Source organism: Natrinema salinisoli (assembly GCF_020405205.1).
Lineage (GTDB): Archaea > Halobacteriota > Halobacteria > Halobacteriales > Natrialbaceae > Natrinema > Natrinema salinisoli.
Genome location: NZ_CP084469.1, coordinates 2569365 through 2588997, shown reverse-complemented (window position 1 = coordinate 2588997; position 19633 = coordinate 2569365). Strand labels below are relative to the sequence as shown.

The following is a 19633-nucleotide window of genomic DNA, read 5'->3' as shown; positions in this document are numbered from 1 at the left end:
CTACCAGTTCTCCCGAATCGATTCGGCTCTCGCAGCAATCTGAGGCTCAAACGGCCGTTTGAGCTTGGGTGGGGCTTTTTTCCGCTCGCGGTGGGCTATCAGGTATGGATCGACGACAGTTCCTCGCGGCCTCGAGTGTCGGCCTGGCGGCGACGATGGCCGGCTGTGCGGAAAACGCACTCAGCAGTACTGACCCCGAAACTGAAGCGAACACGAGCGCGGGTGGCGGCGAGATCACGGTCAGCGCCAGCGGCGAGGTCGACGCCGACCCGGACCGGGCGGTCGTCAGCGTCGGTGTGCAGGCGACCGGCGAGAGCGCCGACGCCGTAACGGACGAGTTGGCGACGGGAGCCGACCGACTCCGCGAGGCGTTCGACGACCTCGGCATCCCCGAGGAGAACGTCGAGGAGGGTCGGTTCCGTGTCCATCCAGTACACGGGCGGGACGCGGAGGGGTTCGAGGGATCGCACTCGTTCGAGGTGACGGTCACCGATGTCGACCGCGTCGGCGAGGTCATCGACGCGTCGATCGAGGCCGGTGCCGACGACGTCGGCCGCGTGAACTTCACGCTACAGGAGGAGACCCGCTCCGCCCTCCGGAAGGACGCGATCGACGCCGCGCTGGCGAACGCCGACGACGAAGCGAGCCACATCGCGGACAACCGCGAGGTCGACCTCGCGGGAACGACGGCAGTCACGACCGGTGACGTTCAGGTCCATCCGGTTCGGCTCGAAACCGCTGCCAGCGGCGACGCGGCGGCGGAGGCAGCGCCGCCGACCGAGATCGACGCGGATCCCGTCAGCGTGACTGCGAGCGTCACGGTCACCTACGCGTTCTCGGAATAACGACCCCGTCCGAGCGAAGTGACTCCGACGGTGACTCGCCGCCCGGTGATTTTGGCTGCCCTAAAATCGAACGGCTTTTTAATTATTAGGGTGGCCTAAAAACCATGCAAGCGACAGGAAACGCGAGCCGGAGTCGCCGATCGTTCGTCGCGACGGGAATCGCGGCCGGGAGCGCGGCGCTGGCCGGCTGCGTCAGCGAAAGCGACGGTCGCTCCGAGACCGGATCCGATTCGTACACGGTATCGATGGCCCCGATGGGCGACGTCGAGTTCGACGCCGTTCCCGAAAGCGCGTTCGTCACCTTCCCGCAGTACGCGGACATGGCGGTCGCGCTCGGCCACGGTGACGCGGTCGAGACGCTCTTCGCACCCGATATGTCCGGCTCGACGATGAACGCCTTCTACGACCGACTCGAGGGCGTCTCCTTCGAGTGGGAAGGACTTCAGAACCCCCTCGACGGCGGACTCAGCGAGGAACAGTTGTACGCCGTCGACAGCGACGTTCACTTCCTCGATCCGTCGTACGTGGTGAAGACCGACGACGACTGGACCGCGTCCGATGTCTCGGAGATCGCCGAGACGATCGGCCCGTGGCTCGGTAACTTCCACAGCGGCGTTCACAGCGACCCGGCACCGGCCTACGCGGACAGTTACGAGTACTACACCCTCTGGGAACTCTTCGAAAAGGTCGCGGCCGTCTTCCAGGAGCAAGGCCGCTACGAGGCGCTCGCCGAACTCTACGACGAGACGCGGGACCACATCGAGTCGAACCTCCCGCCCGAGAGCGATCGGCCGACGGTCGCGAGGGTCACGCTGGGAGACGGGGTGTTCTACGCCTATCACCTCAACACGCCCGGCTTCTGGCAGGCGGAGACGCGGCCGCTCGGGGCTCGCGACGCCCTCGCCGACATGGAGTGGTCGGGCGACTGGGGCGAGATCAGCTACGAAACGATGCTCGATGCCGATCCGGACGTCATCCTCCACCTCTGGGGGATCACGCCGCAGTACGCTATCGAGAACGTCCGAAGACGGATGGAGTCCGATCCCGCCGGCAGCGAGTTGACGGCGGTACGGAACGACCGCGTCGTCGCCAGCGGGATGCGCTATCAGGGACCGATCATGAACCTCTTCCAGCTCGAGATGACGGCCAAACAGCTCTACCCCGAGCGCTTCGGCGCGTGGCCGGGCTACGACTCGGGCGAGTCCTATCCCGAGATCCCGGCCGACGAACGGCTGTTCGACCGCCAGCGCCTGGCGCGAATCATCACCGACGGGGTCTGAGATGGATACCGACGCCGAACAGGTGGGCGACGACGCTCGAGGGTTCGATACCGACGTCGCCGTCGTCGGCGGCGGTCCGGCCGGTTGTGCCGCCGGCGTCTTCACCGCTCGAGGCGATCTGGAGACGCTGCTCTTCGATCGGGGACCGTCCTCCTTACGGCGGTGTGCGTCCCTCGAGAACTACCTCGGCTTCCCCTGCGGGATCGACGTCGAAACGTTCCTCGAGCTGGCACGCGATCACGCGGCAGCGGCAGGGTGTCGAATCCGCGAGGATCTCGTGGAATCGGTCACGTCGCTCGCGGACGGCGGCTTTCGACTCGAGCCACAGGACGGCGACCCCGTGACGGCCCGGTTCGTGATCGCCGCGACGAAGTACGACGGCGCGTACCTCCGCGGACTCGACGACGACGCGCTGTTCACCGTCGAGGAACAGGACGGCGAGACGGCAGAACGGTTCGATCGCGACTATCCGGCCGACGACGGCCGGACCCCGATCGACGGGCTCTACGTCGCCGGCCCGCTCGCCGGCTGCGGTGATCAGGCCATCATCGCGGCCGGCCATGGGGCAACGGCTGCCCGGGCACTGTTCCGAGATCTGCGCCGGAAGGACGGATACTGGGGCCGCTTCGCGGACCGCTACGACTGGCGACGCGACGCCGCCGATCGACGGGATGAGTGGGCCGATCCCGAACGCTGGGTCGAACTCTTCGATGTCGAGGCCCCCGACGACTACGAGCGTAGCGAGATCCGGCGGCTCGCCGAGGCCTACGCGGCCGACCGCGAGAAGACCTACGTCGATCCCGAAACCGCGGATCGTCGCGCCGAACGCGGCCAGCGACGGCTCGCGGCGGCGATCGACGACGAAATCCTGCTCGAGGCCGTCGACGACGAGTCGATTCGGGAATACGGCTGCGGTCTCGATCGAGCCAGCGCGAGCGACGAGTGACCGCGACGCCACAGCGAGCGTCGATCGACTCAGTTTCTCGAGCCGTCCCCGAATCGGGAACGTGTGAGAGTCGCCACTACGAGGCGGAAATACGGTGAAAGCTCGAACGCAAAATCGCGGTCAGATAGCCGTTAGTCGTCGGCGGGAACCGCCTGCGTGTCCGCTCGCCCGGAAGCCATGGCGAGCACGTCGTCGAAGAAGTCGAGGGTGTCGTGGGGACCGGGGTTCGCTTCGGGGTGGTACTGGCGCGTAATGACGTCGTACTCGATGCCGTCGATCCCTTCGGGCGTGTCGTCGTTGACGTTGATCTGGGTGACCTCGAGGTGCTCACCGGGTTCGGCGACGGTGTAGCCGTGGTTCTGCGTGGTCATGACGACCTGGTTGGACTCGAGGTCGAGGACGGGCTGGTTGACGCCGCGGTGGCCGAAGGTCATCTTCTCGGTGGTGCCACCGAGCGCCTCGGCGACGATCTGCTGTCCGAGACAGATGCCGGCGACCGGCGTGTCCTCGACGAACGCCTCGACGAGCGCGATCGCGCCGTCGAAGTTGACCGGGTCGCCGGGACCGTTCGAGATGAAGAGCAGGTCCGGGTCGACGGCCTCGACGTCGGCGACGTCGGCGTCGTAGGGGAACACGTGGACGGTCGCGTTCCGCTCGAGCAGCGAGCTGATGATCGAGCCCTTCGCGCCGCAGTCGATCAGAGCGACGGTTTCGCCGTCGTTGTCTTCGCCGTGGACGACCGGTTCGTCGACGCTGACCTGTGCGCCGATGTCCGTGTGGTCGCTCATGGCCTTGCACTGTTCGAGCTCGGCCAGCGCGTCCTCCTCGGTGACGTCCTCGCCGACGGCGATGCCACACTTCATGGCGCCGCCGTCGCGGATGTCGGTGACGATCTCGCGCGTGTCGAGGTGGTCGACGGCCGGGACGCCTTCACTTTCGAGCCACTCGACGACGTCCTCGGTGAGTTCCCGCGCGACGACGCCGCGGGGGTGGACGCGGTCGTCCTCGAACCGTTCCTCGCGGACGCCGTAGTTGCCGATCAGCGGGTAGGAAAAGGTCAGGATCTGTTCCTCGTAAGAGGGGTCAGTCAGACTCTCTTCGTAGCCCGTATAGGCCGTTGTGAATACGATCTCGCCGCGGGCGGTTCCCGAGGCACGACCACGACCCTCGATCACGTGGCCGCCTTCCAGTGCGACGTAGGCTTCCGTCATTACGAACTACGTATCGGATGGACCGTCATAAGTGTTGTCTTCGAAGCTCAGTTACGATTTTCGTAATCGGTAAATGGGGGTTCGACGTAGGTACGCATCTCCATGGACGAACTGGACCGACAGATCCTCGATATCCTCCGGCGAGACGCCCGGACGCCGTACACCGAGATCGCCGACGAGGTGGGGACGAGCGAGGGGACCGTCCGCAACCGCGTCGAGCGCATGATGGACGACGACGTCATCGAACGCTTCACGATTTCGACTCGCACGGGGAACGTCCAGGCGATGCTCGAGATCAGCGTCGCGGTCGACGTCGACACCAAGGAGGTCTCCGAACGGATGGCCGAGTGGGACGAGATCGACTTCGTCTGGATGGTCTCCGGCGAGCAGGATATCGTGCTGGTGGTCGACGCCGCGGACACGCGCGGGGTCAACGATCTCATCACGAAAGCTCGCGATCAGGAGGAGGTCGTGAGCACGAAGACGCGACTGATTCTGGACGAAGAACTCGGCTAGGACGAGCGGCGAACGGATCAGTCGAGTTCCCCGAACCGGTCCGGCGGCCGCCGATTGTCGGTCGTTCGCTCGAAGGCGGACGCCAGCTCGAACAGCCGGGGTTCGGCGAACGCCCCGCCGAGCAGCTCGAGACCGACCGGTAGCCCGTCGCCCGTGAAGCCGGCCGGGACGACGATCGACGGCAGCCCCGTGTGCGCGGACAGTTCGCAATTCATCTCTTCGAACGGCTGGTGGTCGGGAATCTCGACCGGTGGAACCCTCGACGGCGGATACAACACGGCGTCGAGGTCGTGCTCGACAAGTTTCGAGAGCGTCGTCTCCCTGAGCCGCTCTCGCCGCTCGAGTCGCCGGAGATACCCCAGATTCTCGTCCAGCGACCCGGTATCGACGTCGAAGATGCCGGCGGCTTCTATTCGGGAGTCGATCGACGGCGCGATCGTTCCCGTCTCGACGATTTCGGCCAGCGAGTCGTAGGGCGTCGCGTCCCCGAGTTCCGCCAGGTACGCGTCGAAGTCCCGCGCGAACTCGTACTGGAGCACGCGAGCGCTCGCGAGGCGGTCGAGGTCGACGACCTCGACGGGATCGACGATCGTCGCGCCGGCCGCTTCCATCTCCTCGATGGCGTCCTCGATGACCGTCGTGATCGCCTCGGCGTCGGCCTCGGACCCGTTCGCCTCGTTCCGGAGGCCGAAGAACTGCCGGGCGATGCCGATGCGTGCACCCTCGAGTCCGTCGTCGTCCAGGTGGGAAACGTACCCGTCCGCGGGGACCTGGTCTGCGCCCCTGGCCGTGACCGGGTCCGCCGGGTCGTAGCCGGCCATGACCTCGAGCAGCCGCGCGGCGTCCGCGACGGTCCGGGCGATGGGACCCGGCGTGTCCTGAGTCTCGCTCAGCGGGACGATGCCCGTCCGGCTCACCAGCCCTCTGGTGGGGCGGACGCCGACGAGGTCGTTGAACGCGGGCGGCGACCGGACGGACGAGCAGGTGTCGCTTCCCGTTCCGACGGCGGCGAGATTCGCCGCAACGGCCGCCGCAGTGCCGCCGCTGGAGCCCGACGGCCGCCGCTCGAGGTCGTAGGCGTTCCGCGTCGCGCCGCCGAGCGAGCTGATCGTGTCGACGCCGAACGACAGCTCCTGGAGGTTCGCCTTCGCGACGACGATACACCCGGCGTCGCGGAGCTGCTCGACGACGAACGCGTCCCGTGACGGCGTCGACTCCGCGAGTGCGACCGACCCCGCCGTGGTCGGCATATCGCGGGTGTCGTGGTTATCCTTGATGACGATCGGCACCCCGTGGAGCGGGCCGACGAACCCGTCGCTCTCGAAGCGTTCATCGAGCCGGCGAGCGCGCCGGCGAGCGTCGTCGTTGATCGTCAGGATCGCGTTCAGATCGTCGTCGTAGGCGTCGATCCGCGCCAGATAGCGGTCGACGAGCGCTTCGGCGGTGACGCGCTCGTCCGCCATGGCCGCGCGGATGTCGGCGACGGTCGCCTCGAGGAGATCGAACGAGTCTGTGGGCGATGGTGACATGGAATGTGGTGAAGCCGTACAGGGTATAGTAGTCGTTGAAACGATTTACTCACCGCTCGCACTCGAGCGGGAATTCAATGACTGTCAACGACTACTATAGTTCCGAACCAGGGCCCTGAATCTGTCGCCCGGCGGTATTAGGTCGCGACCGTCGTCTATGAACCGATGGCAAACCGGATCAAACTTAGCGACTGGGACGCGGCGAGCGACGAACTGCGCCAATTCGGAGAGAGCGGAGCCGTGACGACCGGCGACGATCGGATTCGGCTCGACTTCGGCTCGGCACGGCTCGAGGTTTCGCAGGACGGCCGCGTCAGCACGGGGATGCCGCTCCACGACTTCGAGCACCGAGGGGCGGTCGAGCTCGTCGTGGATCACGACGCGGGATCGGTCACGCTCGAGGGAGACGACGTGAGCTACACGTTCAGGCGACCCGGCGGGTGAACGGGGTCGATATCAGAATCGAATCACGCGCTCGAGCCCCCGTTTACGAACCGACCGCTCGAGATACTCCAGCGACCCCCCTCTCCCAGTGGTGGTTCCGAACGCGCCTCGAGCGGCCGGCTGGCCGCCGGGGGCTCGAGCCCGGCTAGTTTCCGCTACTGTCCTCGAAGGGCTCCGGCGGCAGGGAACAGCCGCAGGGTTCGACGGTGCCGGTGGTGGGGCCGGTGACGACGGCGAAGAGGACGGGGTCGCCGCAGTGGGGGCAGTCCCGGAACGGGGAGGAATTGTCGTCGGTGGGCTCGAGGTCGATGTTCATCGGTGATCACCTGTAGGTACTCGTGGCCGAGGGATCGGGCTCGAGGGTCGTTGTGGCTGGCGATTCGGCTGTCGTGCGGGACGTTTATATCCCGGTAGAATGTATGCAACCATGGCTTCGCCTTCGGGTAGAAGCCAAGTCTCGGGTGGGCTCAGCACCCGGGACGTTTCGATGACGCCCCCTCGGGAGACCGGCTTCCGGTCTAACTATTGACTCATTGTAATTTATATCTACTGCTAATGGTGAGGAATAGAACTGGTGGAGTTTACGAATAGAGAGTGGGGCTACTGAGACTGGGTTCACTCGAGAAGTGGCGATTAAAACGGTGAGCGTCCTGCTCACGCTGGCAACATGGAATCGCCACGCCCTCCCCAGCCGATTCGCTCGGTCACTCCGTTCCCTCGCTCATCCCTCGCGCAGTGACGTCGATCGCGTCCTCGTTATCTCGGACGCGATCGATAGCGCGCGCCACCGCAGAGCGGTTCACCAGTCGGCTGAAACGTTATCGATCCCTCAATCAGTCTCTTTCTCCTCGCCCGGCGGTTTGCCCACGCCGGGGGTCGGCCGTTCGATCGCGTCGATCACCTGCTTGCGCTCGTGGATCGCTCGGTAGGCCCGACGGAGCAGGCGGTCGGGCCCCGATCGGGCGACCCGTGCGCTCACTCGGCCGTCCCGGATCGCGTCGACGATCGACTCGGGCGTGAGCCGGTCTGCTTCGACGACCGTGTACGCTCGGCCGACCTCGAAGGGGTAGTGGGCGTCGCTCCCGCCGGTTAGCGGCAGACCCCGTTGCTTCGCCAACTCCTCGACGAGGGGCTGGGAGCGTGGGTGTTTGCCGTTGACTTCGATGGCGTCGAAGGGGATGTCCTCGAGTTCCCGCACCGTACTGTTCCGAAATGGGTGGGCGACGATGGCGGCGCAGTCGCGGTCGTGTGCCAGCGCGACCGCCTCTTCGGGGGAGAGCGCGCCGGGTTTGGTCGCCGCCGGAGGATCGGGGCCGACGACGAGGACGTGGCCACGGTCGGTCGTGATCTCGATCCCCGGCAGCGTCGCGACGTCGGGGGACGGATCGAACGCCGTGTAGTAATCGTGGTTGGTCGTCGCGACACCGTCGAGGTTTCGCCGCTCGGCCATCGCTGCGAGCAGCCGGACGCCCAGCGGATCGTACCGGTCGCCGAGCGAGCGCCGGCCGTGGAAGAATCGCGTGTGCGCGTGGAGGTCGACCCGGTACATACCGGGGCAAACGCCGGCCAGACCCTTTTGGATGCGGCCGGCATGGGCTGTAGTATGTCTTCCCCCGAGGCGAGCGATCGCGTTCTCGTCCTCAATCCCGTCAGCGGCAGCGGGGATCACGTCGACGACGTCGCCGCGCTCGCGGCCGACCACGATTTCGAGATTCGAAAGACCGAGGAAGACGGCGACGCGAAGCGGCTTGCCCGTGAAGCCGCACCCGACGCCGACCTCGTCGCCGCGGCCGGCGGCGACGGCACGCTCAACGCCGTCGTCAACGGCGTGGCAGCGGCCGACGCGCTCGAGACGACGGCCCTCGCCGTCGTCCCCGCGGGCACGGGAAATAATTTCGCGACGAATATCGGGGTTCAGGGACTCGAGCACGCGTTTACGGTAATCGAAGACGGACGCCGACGGCGGATCGATATCGGCACGGCGAACGGTCGGGTGTTCGTCAACTCCTGCGTGGGCGGCGTCACCGCCGAGGCGAGCAGCGAGACGACCACGGAGAGCAAGGCGGAGCTGGGCGTGCTCGCGTACGTGAAGAACACCGTCGAGATCTTCGGCGAGTTCGACTCGCTCCCGTTGCGGGTGGAGACGGCCCCGCGTCCGAACGGCGAGCGGGCGCGGGCCTGGGAGGGCGAGGCGCTGTTCGTCCTCATCGGGAACTGTCGGCGGTTCACCGGCGCGCGGACCGCACAGGCCCACGTCGAGGACGGCCTGCTCGAGGTCACGATCGTCGAGGACGCTGCGACCGCGAACCTGGTCGGTGGCGCGGCGCTCGAGGGGCTGTTCGGGCAGGAGAGCACGCACATCGTCCGCCGACGGACCCCATCGCTCACGATCGAGAGTCGCGAGGAATCGGTCGAGTACAGTCTGGACGGCGAGATGCTCGATACCGAGGCCCTGCATCTCGAGACGACCCCGAACGCCCTCGAAATCGCGGTCGGCGAGGACTATCGACCGGACCCGGACGGCGGGGAGCTGTGGCCCCTCGAGACGCCCGCGGACCAGTAGCCCCGCCGTCAGCCCGTCGTCAGTATCGATTCGAAACGGTCGGGACGAGACGATACTGGTTTCAACAGTCACGGTAATTGTGGTGGTATGAGCACGCCGGAGGAGGACCTCCAACACGAGAACGCCGGACAGGACGTAATCGCCGTCGACGCCGACGACAACGAACTCGAACTGGTCAATCGACTCGAGGCCCACACTGGCGACGGGATCCGTCATCGAGCCTTCACCTCCCTCGTCTTCGACGGCGAGGGGAACGTGCTGCTCGCCCAGCGAGCCCCCGATAAGCGCCTCTGGGGGACCTTCTGGGACGGCACCGTCGCCTCCCACCCCGTCGAGGGGCAGAGCCAGAAGGAAGCGACCCGCCAGCGAGTCGAGGAGGAACTCGGGATCACGCCCGACCAGTACGACGATCTGGAAGTGACCGACCGCTTCGAGTACAAGCGCTACTTCGAGAACGCGGGCGTCGAACACGAGGTCTGTGCCGTCCTGCAGCTGACGCTAACGGATCGTAGCCTCGATCCCAACGAGGAGGAGGTCGCCGGGCTGATGTGGGTTCCCTACGAGCGACTCCACGCCAATCCGGAGTGGTACCGCCAGCTCCGACTCTGCCCGTGGTTCGAGATCGCCATGCGGCGGGACGTCCGATAGCGGGCGACGCGAACGGGGCAACCGACACCGAAATATATTTTTGCCGACACCACGTCCGACGAGACAGTACGGAACCGACGTCCGGCGTGTCGACCCGAATTCCGTCCGAAACGTGCTTTCGGGTGCTGAGACGGTGACTTATGGTCTCGAACCCGATGCCGATCCTGATCGCCTCTCGAGACCGAACAGTATCTAACAACAGTACACGAACGGGAGGTTTATGAGGCAGTGCTCACACATGCAGGATAGACTGCGATGGTCACTGGTACGCTCAGACGTCTTCTCCGGGGGAGCGTGATCACCTCGTCCGCGTCGGCAGGGGGCTCGACCGCCACGGGGGCCACGGCGGAGTCCGAGCCGTCGGCGGAGGCCCAGCCGCTCCCCGACGGGCCGCTCGACGTCTGTCTCTTGAGTTATCGATCGAACCCGTATTCGGGGGGACAGGGCGTCTACGTGAAGTATCTGAGCCGTGCCCTGACCGATCTCGGCCACTCCGTCGACGTGATCTCGGGGAAGCCCTACCCAGAGCTCGACGACGACGTCGGACTGGTGAAGCTGCCGGGCGAGAACATCGTCGACGAGCTCGACCGGCTAGGTCAGTTCGAGCCGTCCTACCTCCGGGACCCGCTCGCGCTCTACGAGTGGCTGAGCGCCCTCACCGGTGGCTTTCCGGACCCCTACGTCTTCGGCCGGCAGGTCGTCGACTACTTCGAGGAACACCAGCCCGAGTACGACATCGTCCACGACAACCAGTCGCTCTGTCACGGGCTCCGAACCCTCCGCGAGCGGGGCCACCCGGTCGTGGCGACCGTCCACCATCCGATCACGGTCGACCGCGATGCCGCGCTCGCCGCGGCCGACGGCCGGGGGGAGCGACTGTTGATCCGCCGGTGGTACCGATTCCTCCGGATGCAACGCGAGGTCGTCCGGGACCTCCCCCACATCCTGACCGTTTCCGAGTCGGCCAAGCACCGCACCGTCACCGACTTCGGGGCCGATCCGGAGTCGATCCGCGTCGTCCACAACGGGATCGACACGGACCTGTTCGAACCCGTCGAGCGACCTACCGACCGCCCGCGCGTGATGACGACCGTCAGCGCCGACGTCCCGCTGAAGGGTGCTCGCCACCTGCTCGAGGCCTTCGCGGCCGTCCGGGAGGAGATCGACGCCGAGCTGGTCGTCGTCGGCGAGTTCGACGAGGGCGGCGAGTGCGACCGGTTGATCTCGAAGCTGGGCATCGCGGACGCGATCGAGACCCACAGCGAGATCAGCTACGAGCGAATGGTCGAACTCTACGGCACCGCCGACGTGGCGGTCGTCCCGTCGCTGTACGAAGGGTTCGGGCTGCCCGCCGGCGAGGCACTCGCCTGCGGCGTTCCGGTGGTCGCCACCACCGGCGGCGGACTTCCCGAAGTCGTCGGCGGCGCGGGCGTCCTCGTCGAGCCGGGCGATTCCGATGCGCTGGCCGAGGCGGTTCGCGACCTGCTCGAGGACGAGGACCGACGCCGCCGACTCGGTGACCAGGGGCGAAACCGCATCGTAGAGGAGTTCGACTGGGAACGGGCCGCCCGCGAGACGGTCGAAACCTACCAGAGCGCTATCGAAGCGCACGAAGGGGAGGGCTGAGATGGAGACGATCGATTTCGACCGGCTGACGCTGACTCCGGACATGCGCGTTCTGGACGTCGGCTGCGGCGAGGGCCGCCACGTCCACGCCGCCGCCCTCGAGAACGTCGCGGAGGTCGTCGGGCTCGATCTGGGGCGGGAGAACCTGATTGCAGCCCGGGAGGACCACGAGGAGTACATCGCGCCGGAGTCGGACGTCCCGGTAACCTTCTGCTCGGGGGACGCGTTGCGACTCCCCTTCGAGGACGGCGCGTTCGACGTCGTCTGCTGTACCGAGGTCCTCGAGCACCTGCCCGACTACGAGTCGGCCATCGACGAGCTCCGGCGGGTCTGTGCGCCCGGCGGCTCGCTCGCGGTGAGCGTGCCTCGAGCCGGCCCCGAACGGATCTGTTGGGCGCTCTCCGAGGAGTACCACGAAGTCGAGGGCGGACACGTCCGTATCTTCGACCGCGAGGAGTTACAGGCCGCCATCGAGCAGCGCGGATTCCGGCGGGTCGACGGCCACTTCGCCCACGCCCTGCACGCGCCCTACTGGTGGCTGAAGTGCCTCTGGTGGGACCGCGACGAGCGGGGGGAGGCCCCGCTCCCGCTGCGGGCCTACGATCGGTTCCTCGAGTGGGACGTGCTGGAATCGCCGCGACCCGTCCGACTGCTCGAGCGGGCGCTGGACCCGGTGGTCGGCAAGAGCGTCGTCTACTACTTCGAACTGGAGGGGCGAGCGTGAGCAACGTGTCGTCGGGACGGTCGCTGGCCGACTGGGGGCTCGAGCCCGCGGTCGACTACATCGAGCGCGTGCAGCGCTCGGACGGGCTCATCCCGTGGTATCCCGACGGGCCGGCCGACCCCTGGGATCACGTCGAAAGCGCGATGGGGCTGTCCGTCGCGGGCCGGGACGAGGCCGCCCGCCGCGCCTACGACTGGATCGCCGAGGCCCAGCACGACGACGGCGGGCTGTGGGCCACCTACGGCAATACGGACGAGGACGACGGGGCCCACGCCGGCGACGAGCCGCGCAAGGAGACCCACCGCAGCGCCTACGTCGCCGTCGGCGTCTGGCACCACTACCGCTGTACCGGCGATCGGCAGTTCCTCGAGTCCCTCTGGCCGACCGTTCGCGACGCCCTCGCGTTCGCGTGCGCCCGGCAGGCCCCGACCGGCGAGATCTACTGGGCCGTCGGCGCGGACGGCGAGGTCTACGAGGACGCGCTGGTCGCCGGCTGCGCCTCGCTCTACAAGAGCCTGGCCTGCGGCGCGGCGATCGCGGCCGAACTCGGCCACGAGGCCGAGCGTGAGCGCTGGCTCGAGGCCCGCGCCGACCTCGGCGCGGCGATCCGCGAGCGACCCGACCGGTTCGACCGGACGTGGGAGAGCAAATCCCGCTACGCGATGGACTGGTTCTATCCCGTCCTCTGTGGGGTCGTGACCGGCGAGCCGGGCCGACAGCGGCTCGAGGCCGGGTTCGATCGGTACCTCGAGGCGGGGCTGGGCTGTCGCTGCGTCGCGGACGAGCCGTGGGTGACCGTCGCCGAGTCCTGCGAGCTCGTGCTCTCGCTGGCCGCGGTGGGGGAGCGCGAACGGGCGCGCGAGATCTACGAGTGGCTCTTCCAGTGGACCGACGACGAGGGCGTCTTCTGGACGGGCTACCAGTTCGAGGACGAGGAGTTCTGGCCGGGCGACCGGCCGACGTGGACCGGCGGGGCTGCGGTGTTGGCTGCGGATGCGTTGTCGGGGCTGTCGGGAGCTTCGGATCTGTTTACTGACTCGGTATTTGAATGAACTGATCCGAGCGGGTACGTCCTGATGTACTGGAACAGTCAGAAATGGCTTTGTTGAATCTTTCCGTAGGTGATAGGTTTCAGCGGTCGTGCTGAATATACAGCGCGAATGCGGCACGAGATTGTGACCGATCTACGAAAGTGGAGATCGCTCAGTACAGACAAGATACTTGTCAACGCCGACTTGTGGAGTAGGATATGAAGCGCCGGCATGCCCTCCTCTCAGTTTGTACTTTGGTTACCAGTGCGGGCTGTCTTGGAGTTGGTTTTCTGGGACCAACGGAATCGAGACTTGCTTGGGTTTGGTTACGGAATGATCGGGATGAACCGTATGAGGTTACCGTAGTTGTGGAAGATAACGGTGAGACAGTATTGTCCGAATCATACGAGCTAGGGACGGGACCTGACACGGCGAATATCCACGTGGATAATCCCGTCGAGGGAACAGGACAGTACGTCGTTTGTACGACGATGGACGGCGAAACTCTCGAAGTGGATACAACGGACGTCGTTGACGGGGATGAGAACTGTATCGGTGTCCGCTTCTCATTGCTCGACAACGGGAGTGTGGATTACTGGACGAAGTCGATGGAACAGTGTTAGATTCGCAGATCTACTGATCGGCTGATTCAGTACTAATCGGCTGGAATAAGCAAGGCCGGGTTGCTGCATCTATTCTCTGTAGTCAGCACGCGACTTCTAACAGAAACGGGGTAGGTTTCTGCGAGCGCGCTGCATACAAGGCGCGAATGTCGCACGAGACCTCCCCGATTGAGCTACGCCGGCTCGTGAATGACGATCTCCCCATCGCCGTGGACGGTAGTCTGTGTCCCCTCATAGGTAAACGTCACCGTGACCTCATCTCCAGTATTGACGAGCGCATTAAGTGCGTTACACGGAATCGCGTCAGCTAATGGAGAGAGATCTATCGGTTGCTTGTCTCGAAGAGACGCGTGGCTGCGGATCACTGCCTCTGTTGGTGTCTCGTCCGCTATGGAGTCAAATCGGTGAATTCTCCCATTTTCGTTCTTAGTCATAGTCTCCCTTGAGTATTGATCCGCTCGGTGGATTTCTGATCCTACCCTTCGAAGGGAAACCATGAGGAATAATTGTTCAGCCAACATTAGTGGGCTCTATATTTTCACCGATGACGAAGATGAGCTCGAGTAACGCTCGGACAAGGCGTCGCGGTCCCAACCTACTACCGTCGACGATTTGACTTGGTCAAACTGTTCCGCAATAAGATCAAACGAAGTTGTCGTGCTGAACTCATCCTCTGTATTCAGCACGCAATTTCTGTCAATTACTGAATTTTTAACAAGGTCAAAAAATAGAATTCCGAGGGTTGTGGGTACGAGTTCGTTATGATGGTTCAAGGTCGTCGCTCTCTAATTCGCCTCCGAGATAAGCACGACCCCGATCCGTAATTCGGTAGTAGCCTCGTTCCTCGTCTACTCGTTCCAATAACCCGTGGTCCACTAAAACTGGAAGGCGTCGACTGATCGTAGACTTCGAAATACCTTCCAAATTGAATTCTGCAACCGCTGGCGGGATCGCGATCCCTGCTTCCTCAAAGACCTCGAGAATTACGGGATCAGACTTCGTCATCCACGAAACCAGCGGGCGCATTCAGTCGATGGTCACGCTTTCCAGTCATAACTTCAGGTGGCATGCAGTAGAATGGTGCCATATTGTCTCTATTTGAGTCTGTATGGCATCAAATATGAGTTACATTATACTGTTGGTCAGAATAACGGAGGCCAGACGGACCCACAGCTACCCGAATCGGTCCCGAAAATGCGGACCCGGTGGCTGAACACCGGCCCGCGTGGCTTCCGTAAACCACCCGAAAGCCATGCCAGACGACGATTCGCGGGACCTTGAACCCCCCGCTCGAGCAGCCGAATCACCCACCAACGAACACACAACAGACGGCCGGCGCGCGTGGATCGAACTCACCGGCTTCCAGCGCGACTGTCTCGAGGCCGTCGCCCGCCGCGAGCGCGACGGCTACGCCGGGTACCCCTCGGGAATCGCGTGGACCCTCGAGCACTGGTATCCGACGGTGAGCCGCGCCCGACTCGAGCCGAACCTGCGCGCGCTCGTCGGTCGCGGCCTCGTCATACCGCGGGACGAACGCGGCAGCAGCGTCCCCGCCTATCGCCTCACCGATACCGGGCGCGAGATGCTCTGCCGGCAGGCCGATCGGCTCGCCGTCTTCCGTGACTTGCGAGCCGAGGGCGACGACGCGGTGGAGGAGGGGGCCGTTCGAGAGGAGCAGGTGGATGGGGCGACCGGGACTCGAGACGAGTCCTAGCGCGGTCGCCGCGCGATCCCCGTATCGCAGACCACGCACGACTGCAGCCCGTTGGCATCGGTGAACTGATCGAACAGCCTCGAGAGCCGCACGTCGTGACTCGCGAGCACGCCGCCGGACTCCAAATGCGAAAGCGCAGTCTCGTACTCGAAGCGCATGTGTGGCAGCCGGTGGTCCGAGTCGTGCAAAAAGAGATCGACGGGACCGACGTGCTCGAGCAGTTCCGGCAAAACCTCCCGCGCGTCACCTTGATGCAGCACCCACCGGCCGCGACAGCGATCCGGGATCAGATGGCCGTATTCGAACGGCCCCGGCGGTCCGCCGGGCAGATCCACCGCGTGCAGCGTCCCGCCGCCGTTCTCGCACATTGCGGCGAGGATGTGTGCGTCGAACGAGCCGAACAGCACGCCGGTCTCGACGACCGTCTCGACCTCGAGCGCGCGACAGACGACGTACAGCGTCACCCCGTCGCGCCAGTGCGTCGTGTCGGTCGCGACGCCGGCCTCGTGAATCTCGTCGACGCGGTCGGCGTAGGCCTCGTGGAACCACTCGAGGTCGTCATACTCCCGCTCGTACGCTCGAAGTTCGGCGGCCGACGCCGGGAGCACCTCGGCCAGCCGGTCGGCCCGCTCGCGCGTCTCCCGCCCGTAATCGAGCCGGCGGCGCTCGAGCCCCAATCGGGCCTTCCGAACGGCGTAAATCGCATCCCGGAGCGTACTCGTCACCGATACCCCAGCGCCTCGAGGCGCGATTCGATTTCGGTGCCGTCCGTCGCGGTCTCGTCGTCGGTGCTGGTCTCACGAATCCCGTCGGGAAGCGCGGGCTCGCAGGCCCCTCGATCGTGCCCCTCACGGACGACCCACGGAACCCGTCGGAGCGCCGGCACCGGCGTTCCGGGCGGGTGCGACCAGACGCCGTACTCCCCGATCGCGTTGCCGTGATCGCTGGTCATCGCGACCCGCCCGTCGCAGTTCGCGAGGAGTCGCGCGACGTCGTCGAGCACCCACTCGAGGTTGTCCCGGTAGGCCGCCCAGACCGCGTCGGCGGCGAGCTCGCCGTTCCGCAGTTTGATCCAGGGGTCGTTCATCGAGTCCGTATCGTCGTCTTCCTTGGCTTCGGCCTCGGCCAGCGCCTCGAGCGCCTCGCGTTCCGCGGGCTCGAGGTCCTCGAGGTCGATCTCGTCCTCGTCGTCCCCGTCGGTGAACTGCCCCCAGTGTTCGATGTCGGCCGAGCCGAAGAACCACCCCGGCTGCGACCGGAACGGCGCGTGAGGTTGCATGTAGTGGACGAGTACGCGGTCGATGCCCAGCTCCTCCCGCGCCCGCCAGATCGCGATCGCGGCGTCGGTCAGCGAGTCGGGCGGAATCGTCGAGATGTCGTCGTCGACCCACTCCTCGCGCCAGGCCTCGTGGAAGACGCCGAAGTCGTCGGCCTCGAGCGGGAGCACGTCGTCGGAGGTGATGAGGATGTGTTCGCACGACTGCGAGGAGAAGGGGTTGCCGGTGACGTAGGCGGTCCGAGCCATCTCCTCGCGGTACTCGGGCGCGAAGGTGCGGTCCATCCACTCGGCGGACTGCGAGCCGACCGACCACAGCGAGTCCACGCCCTCGGGGCCGGGAAGCGCGTCGTGGCCGGCCGCGGCGACCTCGCGCATGAGATCGAGGCGGCAGCCGTCGAGCACGCAGCAGACGTCCCACTCGCGCTCCCAGATCGACGTGGCGGGGACGAGTCGTGAGAGCGCGTGTCCGATGCGTCCGGTCGCGATCTTCCCGGATATCGTCGCGAAGTCCATCAGCGTCGGCTCCTGTCAGCCTACTGGGCGCGATTCTGTTAGTAGCTTTTGATCGCCGGGCGAACTGTCCACCGACGCGAAACGAAGCGCCGTCCCCGACGCGGTTTCCGTATCGCCCCGCAGGAGTCCCCGACCGAACACCGCAAGTATGACATGCGGTAACAAGGCTTATTATGCAGCTGTTCGTAGCGTTGGTTGAGGACCGACGAAACAGGTCCAGACTGACGAAATGAGCTCCTCACCACCGGAAACCGAGACGTACGAAGTCACGCTCTCCAGAGACGAGCAGTGGGTCGTCCACCACGTCCTGTCGAACCGCCTCGACGAGGCGCTCGACGCGGACGAAACACCGCCGGAATGGGTACTCGAGGGAGTCGAGACGCTCGAGACCGACGGCGACACGGACCGACTCACTGCCCCGCAGGCCGACCGCATCTACGACGTGGTAGCCGCGTACGTCGACCAGGAGGAGACACCCGACCGGGACGTCGCTCCCGGCTCGTCCGTGCTCGACCGGCTCGAACGCGTTCGCAACGCAGAGGCGTAGCTCGCCGGTTCGATTTTTCCTCCGATCCGTTCGCCGACGTAGCGTCCGCCTCGAGTCCGACAGGTACTCGCCGGTCAGGGCCGCGTCGTCGCCCAGACGGCCGTAATCGCCAGCAAGAGTGCGGGTGCCAGCGGGAGAATCAACAGCGCGAAGCGATACCCCTCCGCGCCCGGCGGGACGAGGTAGATCGCGGTCGGGGCGACGATAAACGCGAAGAACAGGACGCCGACGAGGATCCAGCCGCGCCAGTCGAACTCGCGGTCGACCGTCGCGGGATGGGCCGGTCCGCCACCCTCGCTGCCGTCGGCCGGCTCGTCGCCCTTCTGTTCGCCGCCCGAATCGGCGTCGAAGGCCGATGGATCGTGGACGTACCCGCCGTCGTCGCTCGAGCTCACAATCGAACCGTTCGACCGCACAGTAAAAGCCCTCACGGTTGGCCAACCCTGCAGGGTATCGGTCACGTACAGGTCGACGGCGAACGATCCCGACTAGAGTTCGCTGTCCGGCCGGACGACGACCTTCCCGAACCCTTCCCGGTTCTGGATGATCTCGTGTGCGCGGGCCGTCTCGCTCATCGGCAGCTCCTCGCGGATCGCGGGCTCGAAGGTGCCGTCCCAGACGAGTTCCATGACGTCGTCAACCTGACCGGGCGTGGCCATCGTCGACCCGATAATCTGGAGCTGGTTCCAGAAGATGCGCGGAATGTCCGTCTCGGGGTTGCCGCCGCCGGTCCCGCCGCAGGTGACGAGGCGGCCGCCCTTGGTGAGGCTCTTGAGCGAGTTCTGCCAGGTTGGCGCGCCGACGTGCTCGACGACGACGTCGACGCCGCGGCCGCCCGTCTCCTCGAGGACCCAGTCCGCGAAGTCCTCTTCCTCGTAGTTACAGACGTGGTCCGCGCCGTGTTCCTCGGCGTAGTCGAGCTTCTCCTCCGTGCTCCCGGTGGCATAGACCTCCGCGCCCGCGTAATCGGCGATCTGGAGCGCGGCGTGACCGACCCCGCCGCTCGCGCCCAGCACGAGCACGTCCTCGCCGGCCTCGAGCTCCGCACGCTCGATGAGCATCCGCCAGGCGGTCTGGAAGACCAGACAGCTCGAGCCGGCGACCGACCAGTCGACGTGATCGGGGACGGGAATCAGGTTGTCCTCGGGGACGGCGGCGTACTCGGAGTGGACGCCGGTGACGTGCTCGCCGATGATGTGAAAGCGCGGGTCGAGTGTCGGGTCGTCCATCCGGAGATCGCCGACGCCGGCAGAAACCGCGACGTGATCGCCCTCCTCGAAGCGGGTGACGTCCTCGCCGACGTCCTCGACGACGCCGGCCCCGTCGCTGCCCGGAATGTGGGGCATCTCGAGGTCGATTCCCGGCATCCCCCGTCGCGTCCAGATGTCCAGGTGGTTGAGTGCGGCCGCTTTGATGTCGACCAGTACCTCGTCCCGGTCGATCTCGGGATCGGGATACTCGCCGTACTCGATAACGTCCGTGTCGCCGTGCTCGTCGAATTGGACTGCCTTCATACACACAGGCAACGGAAACCGCCCGGATAACAGTTAGGCAACCCGCCGCGCTGTGCCCCATCTTCGACCAGTACTTTATT

The 19633-nt window shown here is 65.6% G+C and carries 21 protein-coding genes; 12 read left to right on the top strand and 9 right to left on the bottom strand.

The window, feature by feature from the left end; all coding sequences use genetic code 11:
• Positions 1 to 104 precede the first annotated feature (104 nt).
• From LDB05_RS12840 to LDB05_RS12830, 3 genes are all read left to right on the top strand, one after another.
• On the top strand, positions 105 to 845 hold the full coding sequence (locus LDB05_RS12840) for an SIMPL domain-containing protein (protein WP_226004389.1): 741 nt from the start codon (positions 105 to 107) through the stop codon (positions 843 to 845).
• A 104-nt stretch (positions 846 to 949) separates the two neighbouring features.
• Positions 950 to 2125, top strand: coding sequence for an ABC transporter substrate-binding protein (locus LDB05_RS12835; protein ID WP_226004388.1), 1176 nt, complete (start codon positions 950 to 952; stop codon positions 2123 to 2125).
• A gap of 1 nt (position 2126) precedes the next feature.
• Positions 2127 to 3071: an NAD(P)/FAD-dependent oxidoreductase gene (locus LDB05_RS12830; protein WP_226004387.1), complete on the top strand. Its 945-nt coding sequence runs from the start codon at positions 2127 to 2129 to the stop codon at positions 3069 to 3071.
• A gap of 131 nt (positions 3072 to 3202) precedes the next feature.
• Here LDB05_RS12830 and carA read toward each other — a convergent pair whose 3' ends face one another.
• Entirely contained in the window at positions 3203 to 4282 is a 1080-nt protein-coding gene (gene carA / locus LDB05_RS12825) for a glutamine-hydrolyzing carbamoyl-phosphate synthase small subunit (RefSeq protein WP_226004386.1), read from the bottom strand.
• A 102-nt stretch (positions 4283 to 4384) separates the two neighbouring features.
• On the opposite strand from carA, the gene LDB05_RS12820 reads away from it, so the two are divergent.
• On the top strand, positions 4385 to 4798 hold the full coding sequence (locus LDB05_RS12820) for an Lrp/AsnC family transcriptional regulator (RefSeq protein ID WP_226004385.1): 414 nt from the start codon (positions 4385 to 4387) through the stop codon (positions 4796 to 4798).
• A 17-nt stretch (positions 4799 to 4815) separates the two neighbouring features.
• Here LDB05_RS12820 and LDB05_RS12815 read toward each other — a convergent pair whose 3' ends face one another.
• Complete coding sequence (locus tag LDB05_RS12815) at positions 4816 to 6327, bottom strand: amidase (RefSeq protein WP_226004384.1); 1512 nt, start codon at positions 6325 to 6327, stop codon at positions 4816 to 4818.
• Between the two features lie 165 nt (positions 6328 to 6492).
• Between LDB05_RS12815 and LDB05_RS12810 the strand changes: the two genes are divergently transcribed.
• A complete protein-coding gene (locus tag LDB05_RS12810; protein WP_226004383.1) occupies positions 6493 to 6771 on the top strand; it encodes a hypothetical protein in 279 nt (92 codons plus the stop codon).
• A 145-nt stretch (positions 6772 to 6916) separates the two neighbouring features.
• Here LDB05_RS12810 and LDB05_RS12805 read toward each other — a convergent pair whose 3' ends face one another.
• Positions 6917 to 7087 carry a hypothetical protein gene (locus LDB05_RS12805; RefSeq protein WP_226004382.1) on the bottom strand — a complete coding sequence of 57 codons (171 nt, stop codon included), beginning with the start codon at positions 7085 to 7087 and terminating at the stop codon, positions 6917 to 6919.
• Positions 7088 to 7600: 513 nt separating this feature from the next.
• Complete coding sequence (locus tag LDB05_RS12800; RefSeq protein WP_226004381.1) at positions 7601 to 8320, bottom strand: PHP domain-containing protein; 720 nt, start codon at positions 8318 to 8320, stop codon at positions 7601 to 7603.
• A gap of 54 nt (positions 8321 to 8374) precedes the next feature.
• Between LDB05_RS12800 and LDB05_RS12795 the strand changes: the two genes are divergently transcribed.
• The 5 genes from LDB05_RS12795 to LDB05_RS12775 all read left to right on the top strand — a co-directional run bounded on the left by LDB05_RS12795 (position 8375) and on the right by LDB05_RS12775 (position 13384).
• Positions 8375 to 9334: a diacylglycerol/lipid kinase family protein gene (locus tag LDB05_RS12795; RefSeq protein WP_425498566.1), complete on the top strand. Its 960-nt coding sequence runs from the start codon at positions 8375 to 8377 to the stop codon at positions 9332 to 9334.
• A gap of 87 nt (positions 9335 to 9421) precedes the next feature.
• A complete protein-coding gene (locus LDB05_RS12790; protein ID WP_226004380.1) occupies positions 9422 to 9982 on the top strand; it encodes an NUDIX hydrolase in 561 nt (186 codons plus the stop codon).
• A 255-nt stretch (positions 9983 to 10237) separates the two neighbouring features.
• A complete protein-coding gene (locus LDB05_RS12785; protein ID WP_226004379.1) occupies positions 10238 to 11608 on the top strand; it encodes a glycosyltransferase family 4 protein in 1371 nt (456 codons plus the stop codon).
• Between the two features lies 1 nt (position 11609).
• Positions 11610 to 12332, top strand: a complete 723-nt coding sequence (locus tag LDB05_RS12780) for a class I SAM-dependent methyltransferase (protein ID WP_226004378.1) — start codon at positions 11610 to 11612, stop codon at positions 12330 to 12332.
• The gene (locus LDB05_RS12775; protein WP_226004377.1) at positions 12329 to 13384 is read left to right on the top strand and encodes a prenyltransferase; all 1056 of its coding nucleotides are present in this window, start codon (positions 12329 to 12331) and stop codon (positions 13382 to 13384) included. The genes LDB05_RS12780 and LDB05_RS12775 overlap by 4 nt, the downstream gene beginning before the upstream one ends.
• Before the next feature lie 775 nt (positions 13385 to 14159).
• Here LDB05_RS12775 and LDB05_RS12770 read toward each other — a convergent pair.
• Positions 14160 to 14420 carry a HalOD1 output domain-containing protein gene (locus tag LDB05_RS12770; protein WP_226004376.1) on the bottom strand — a complete coding sequence of 87 codons (261 nt, stop codon included), beginning with the start codon at positions 14418 to 14420 and terminating at the stop codon, positions 14160 to 14162.
• 818 nt (positions 14421 to 15238) lie between these two features.
• Here LDB05_RS12770 and LDB05_RS12760 point away from each other — a divergent pair.
• Positions 15239 to 15700, top strand: a complete 462-nt coding sequence (locus LDB05_RS12760) for a PadR family transcriptional regulator (RefSeq protein WP_226004374.1) — start codon at positions 15239 to 15241, stop codon at positions 15698 to 15700.
• On the opposite strand, the gene LDB05_RS12755 is transcribed toward LDB05_RS12760, so the two are convergent.
• Both LDB05_RS12755 and LDB05_RS12750 read right to left on the bottom strand, forming a co-directional pair.
• A complete protein-coding gene (locus LDB05_RS12755) occupies positions 15697 to 16425 on the bottom strand; it encodes a class I SAM-dependent methyltransferase (protein WP_226004373.1) in 729 nt (242 codons plus the stop codon). The genes LDB05_RS12760 and LDB05_RS12755 overlap by 4 nt on opposite strands.
• On the bottom strand, positions 16422 to 17492 hold the full coding sequence (locus LDB05_RS12750) for an alkaline phosphatase family protein (RefSeq protein WP_226004372.1): 1071 nt from the start codon (positions 17490 to 17492) through the stop codon (positions 16422 to 16424). Before LDB05_RS12750 ends, LDB05_RS12755 begins: the two co-directional genes overlap by 4 nt.
• A 229-nt stretch (positions 17493 to 17721) precedes the next feature.
• Between LDB05_RS12750 and LDB05_RS12745 the strand changes: the two genes are divergently transcribed.
• Entirely contained in the window at positions 17722 to 18039 is a 318-nt protein-coding gene (locus LDB05_RS12745) for a DUF7853 family protein (protein ID WP_226004371.1), read from the top strand.
• 74 nt (positions 18040 to 18113) lie between these two features.
• Here the strand turns inward: LDB05_RS12745 and LDB05_RS12740 are convergent, their stop codons facing one another.
• Together LDB05_RS12740 and LDB05_RS12735 are read right to left on the bottom strand one after the other, a co-directional pair.
• A complete protein-coding gene (locus tag LDB05_RS12740) occupies positions 18114 to 18434 on the bottom strand; it encodes a DUF7977 family protein (RefSeq protein WP_226004370.1) in 321 nt (106 codons plus the stop codon).
• 93 nt (positions 18435 to 18527) lie between these two features.
• Entirely contained in the window at positions 18528 to 19553 is a 1026-nt protein-coding gene (locus LDB05_RS12735; RefSeq protein ID WP_226004369.1) for a zinc-binding dehydrogenase, read from the bottom strand.
• Positions 19554 to 19633: the final 80 nt, after the last annotated feature.

Bases quoted from the DNA above. Each gene is read 5' to 3' on its own strand.
- LDB05_RS12805 (WP_226004382.1), bottom strand. From the start codon at position 7,087: ATGAACATCGACCTCGAGCCCACCGACGACAATTCCTCCCCGTTCCGG.
- LDB05_RS12840 (WP_226004389.1), top strand. From the start codon at position 105: ATGGATCGACGACAGTTCCTCGCGGCCTCGAGTGTCGGCCTGGCGGCG.
- LDB05_RS12780 (WP_226004378.1), top strand. From the start codon at position 11,610: ATGGAGACGATCGATTTCGACCGGCTGACGCTGACTCCGGACATGCGC.
- LDB05_RS12770 (WP_226004376.1), bottom strand. From the start codon at position 14,420: ATGACTAAGAACGAAAATGGGAGAATTCACCGATTTGACTCCATAGCG.
- LDB05_RS12735 (WP_226004369.1), bottom strand. From the start codon at position 19,553: ATGAAGGCAGTCCAATTCGACGAGCACGGCGACACGGACGTTATCGAG.
- LDB05_RS12760 (WP_226004374.1), top strand. From the start codon at position 15,239: ATGCCAGACGACGATTCGCGGGACCTTGAACCCCCCGCTCGAGCAGCC.
- LDB05_RS12830 (WP_226004387.1), top strand. From the start codon at position 2,127: ATGGATACCGACGCCGAACAGGTGGGCGACGACGCTCGAGGGTTCGAT.
- LDB05_RS12810 (WP_226004383.1), top strand. From the start codon at position 6,493: ATGGCAAACCGGATCAAACTTAGCGACTGGGACGCGGCGAGCGACGAA.
- LDB05_RS12745 (WP_226004371.1), top strand. From the start codon at position 17,722: ATGAGCTCCTCACCACCGGAAACCGAGACGTACGAAGTCACGCTCTCC.
- LDB05_RS12815 (WP_226004384.1), bottom strand. From the start codon at position 6,327: ATGTCACCATCGCCCACAGACTCGTTCGATCTCCTCGAGGCGACCGTC.
- LDB05_RS12750 (WP_226004372.1), bottom strand. From the start codon at position 17,492: ATGGACTTCGCGACGATATCCGGGAAGATCGCGACCGGACGCATCGGA.
- LDB05_RS12800 (WP_226004381.1), bottom strand. From the start codon at position 8,320: ATGTACCGGGTCGACCTCCACGCGCACACGCGATTCTTCCACGGCCGG.
- LDB05_RS12785 (WP_226004379.1), top strand. From the start codon at position 10,238: ATGGTCACTGGTACGCTCAGACGTCTTCTCCGGGGGAGCGTGATCACC.
- carA (WP_226004386.1), bottom strand. From the start codon at position 4,282: ATGACGGAAGCCTACGTCGCACTGGAAGGCGGCCACGTGATCGAGGGT.
- LDB05_RS12835 (WP_226004388.1), top strand. From the start codon at position 950: ATGCAAGCGACAGGAAACGCGAGCCGGAGTCGCCGATCGTTCGTCGCG.
- LDB05_RS12795 (WP_425498566.1), top strand. From the start codon at position 8,375: ATGTCTTCCCCCGAGGCGAGCGATCGCGTTCTCGTCCTCAATCCCGTC.
- LDB05_RS12820 (WP_226004385.1), top strand. From the start codon at position 4,385: ATGGACGAACTGGACCGACAGATCCTCGATATCCTCCGGCGAGACGCC.
- LDB05_RS12790 (WP_226004380.1), top strand. From the start codon at position 9,422: ATGAGCACGCCGGAGGAGGACCTCCAACACGAGAACGCCGGACAGGAC.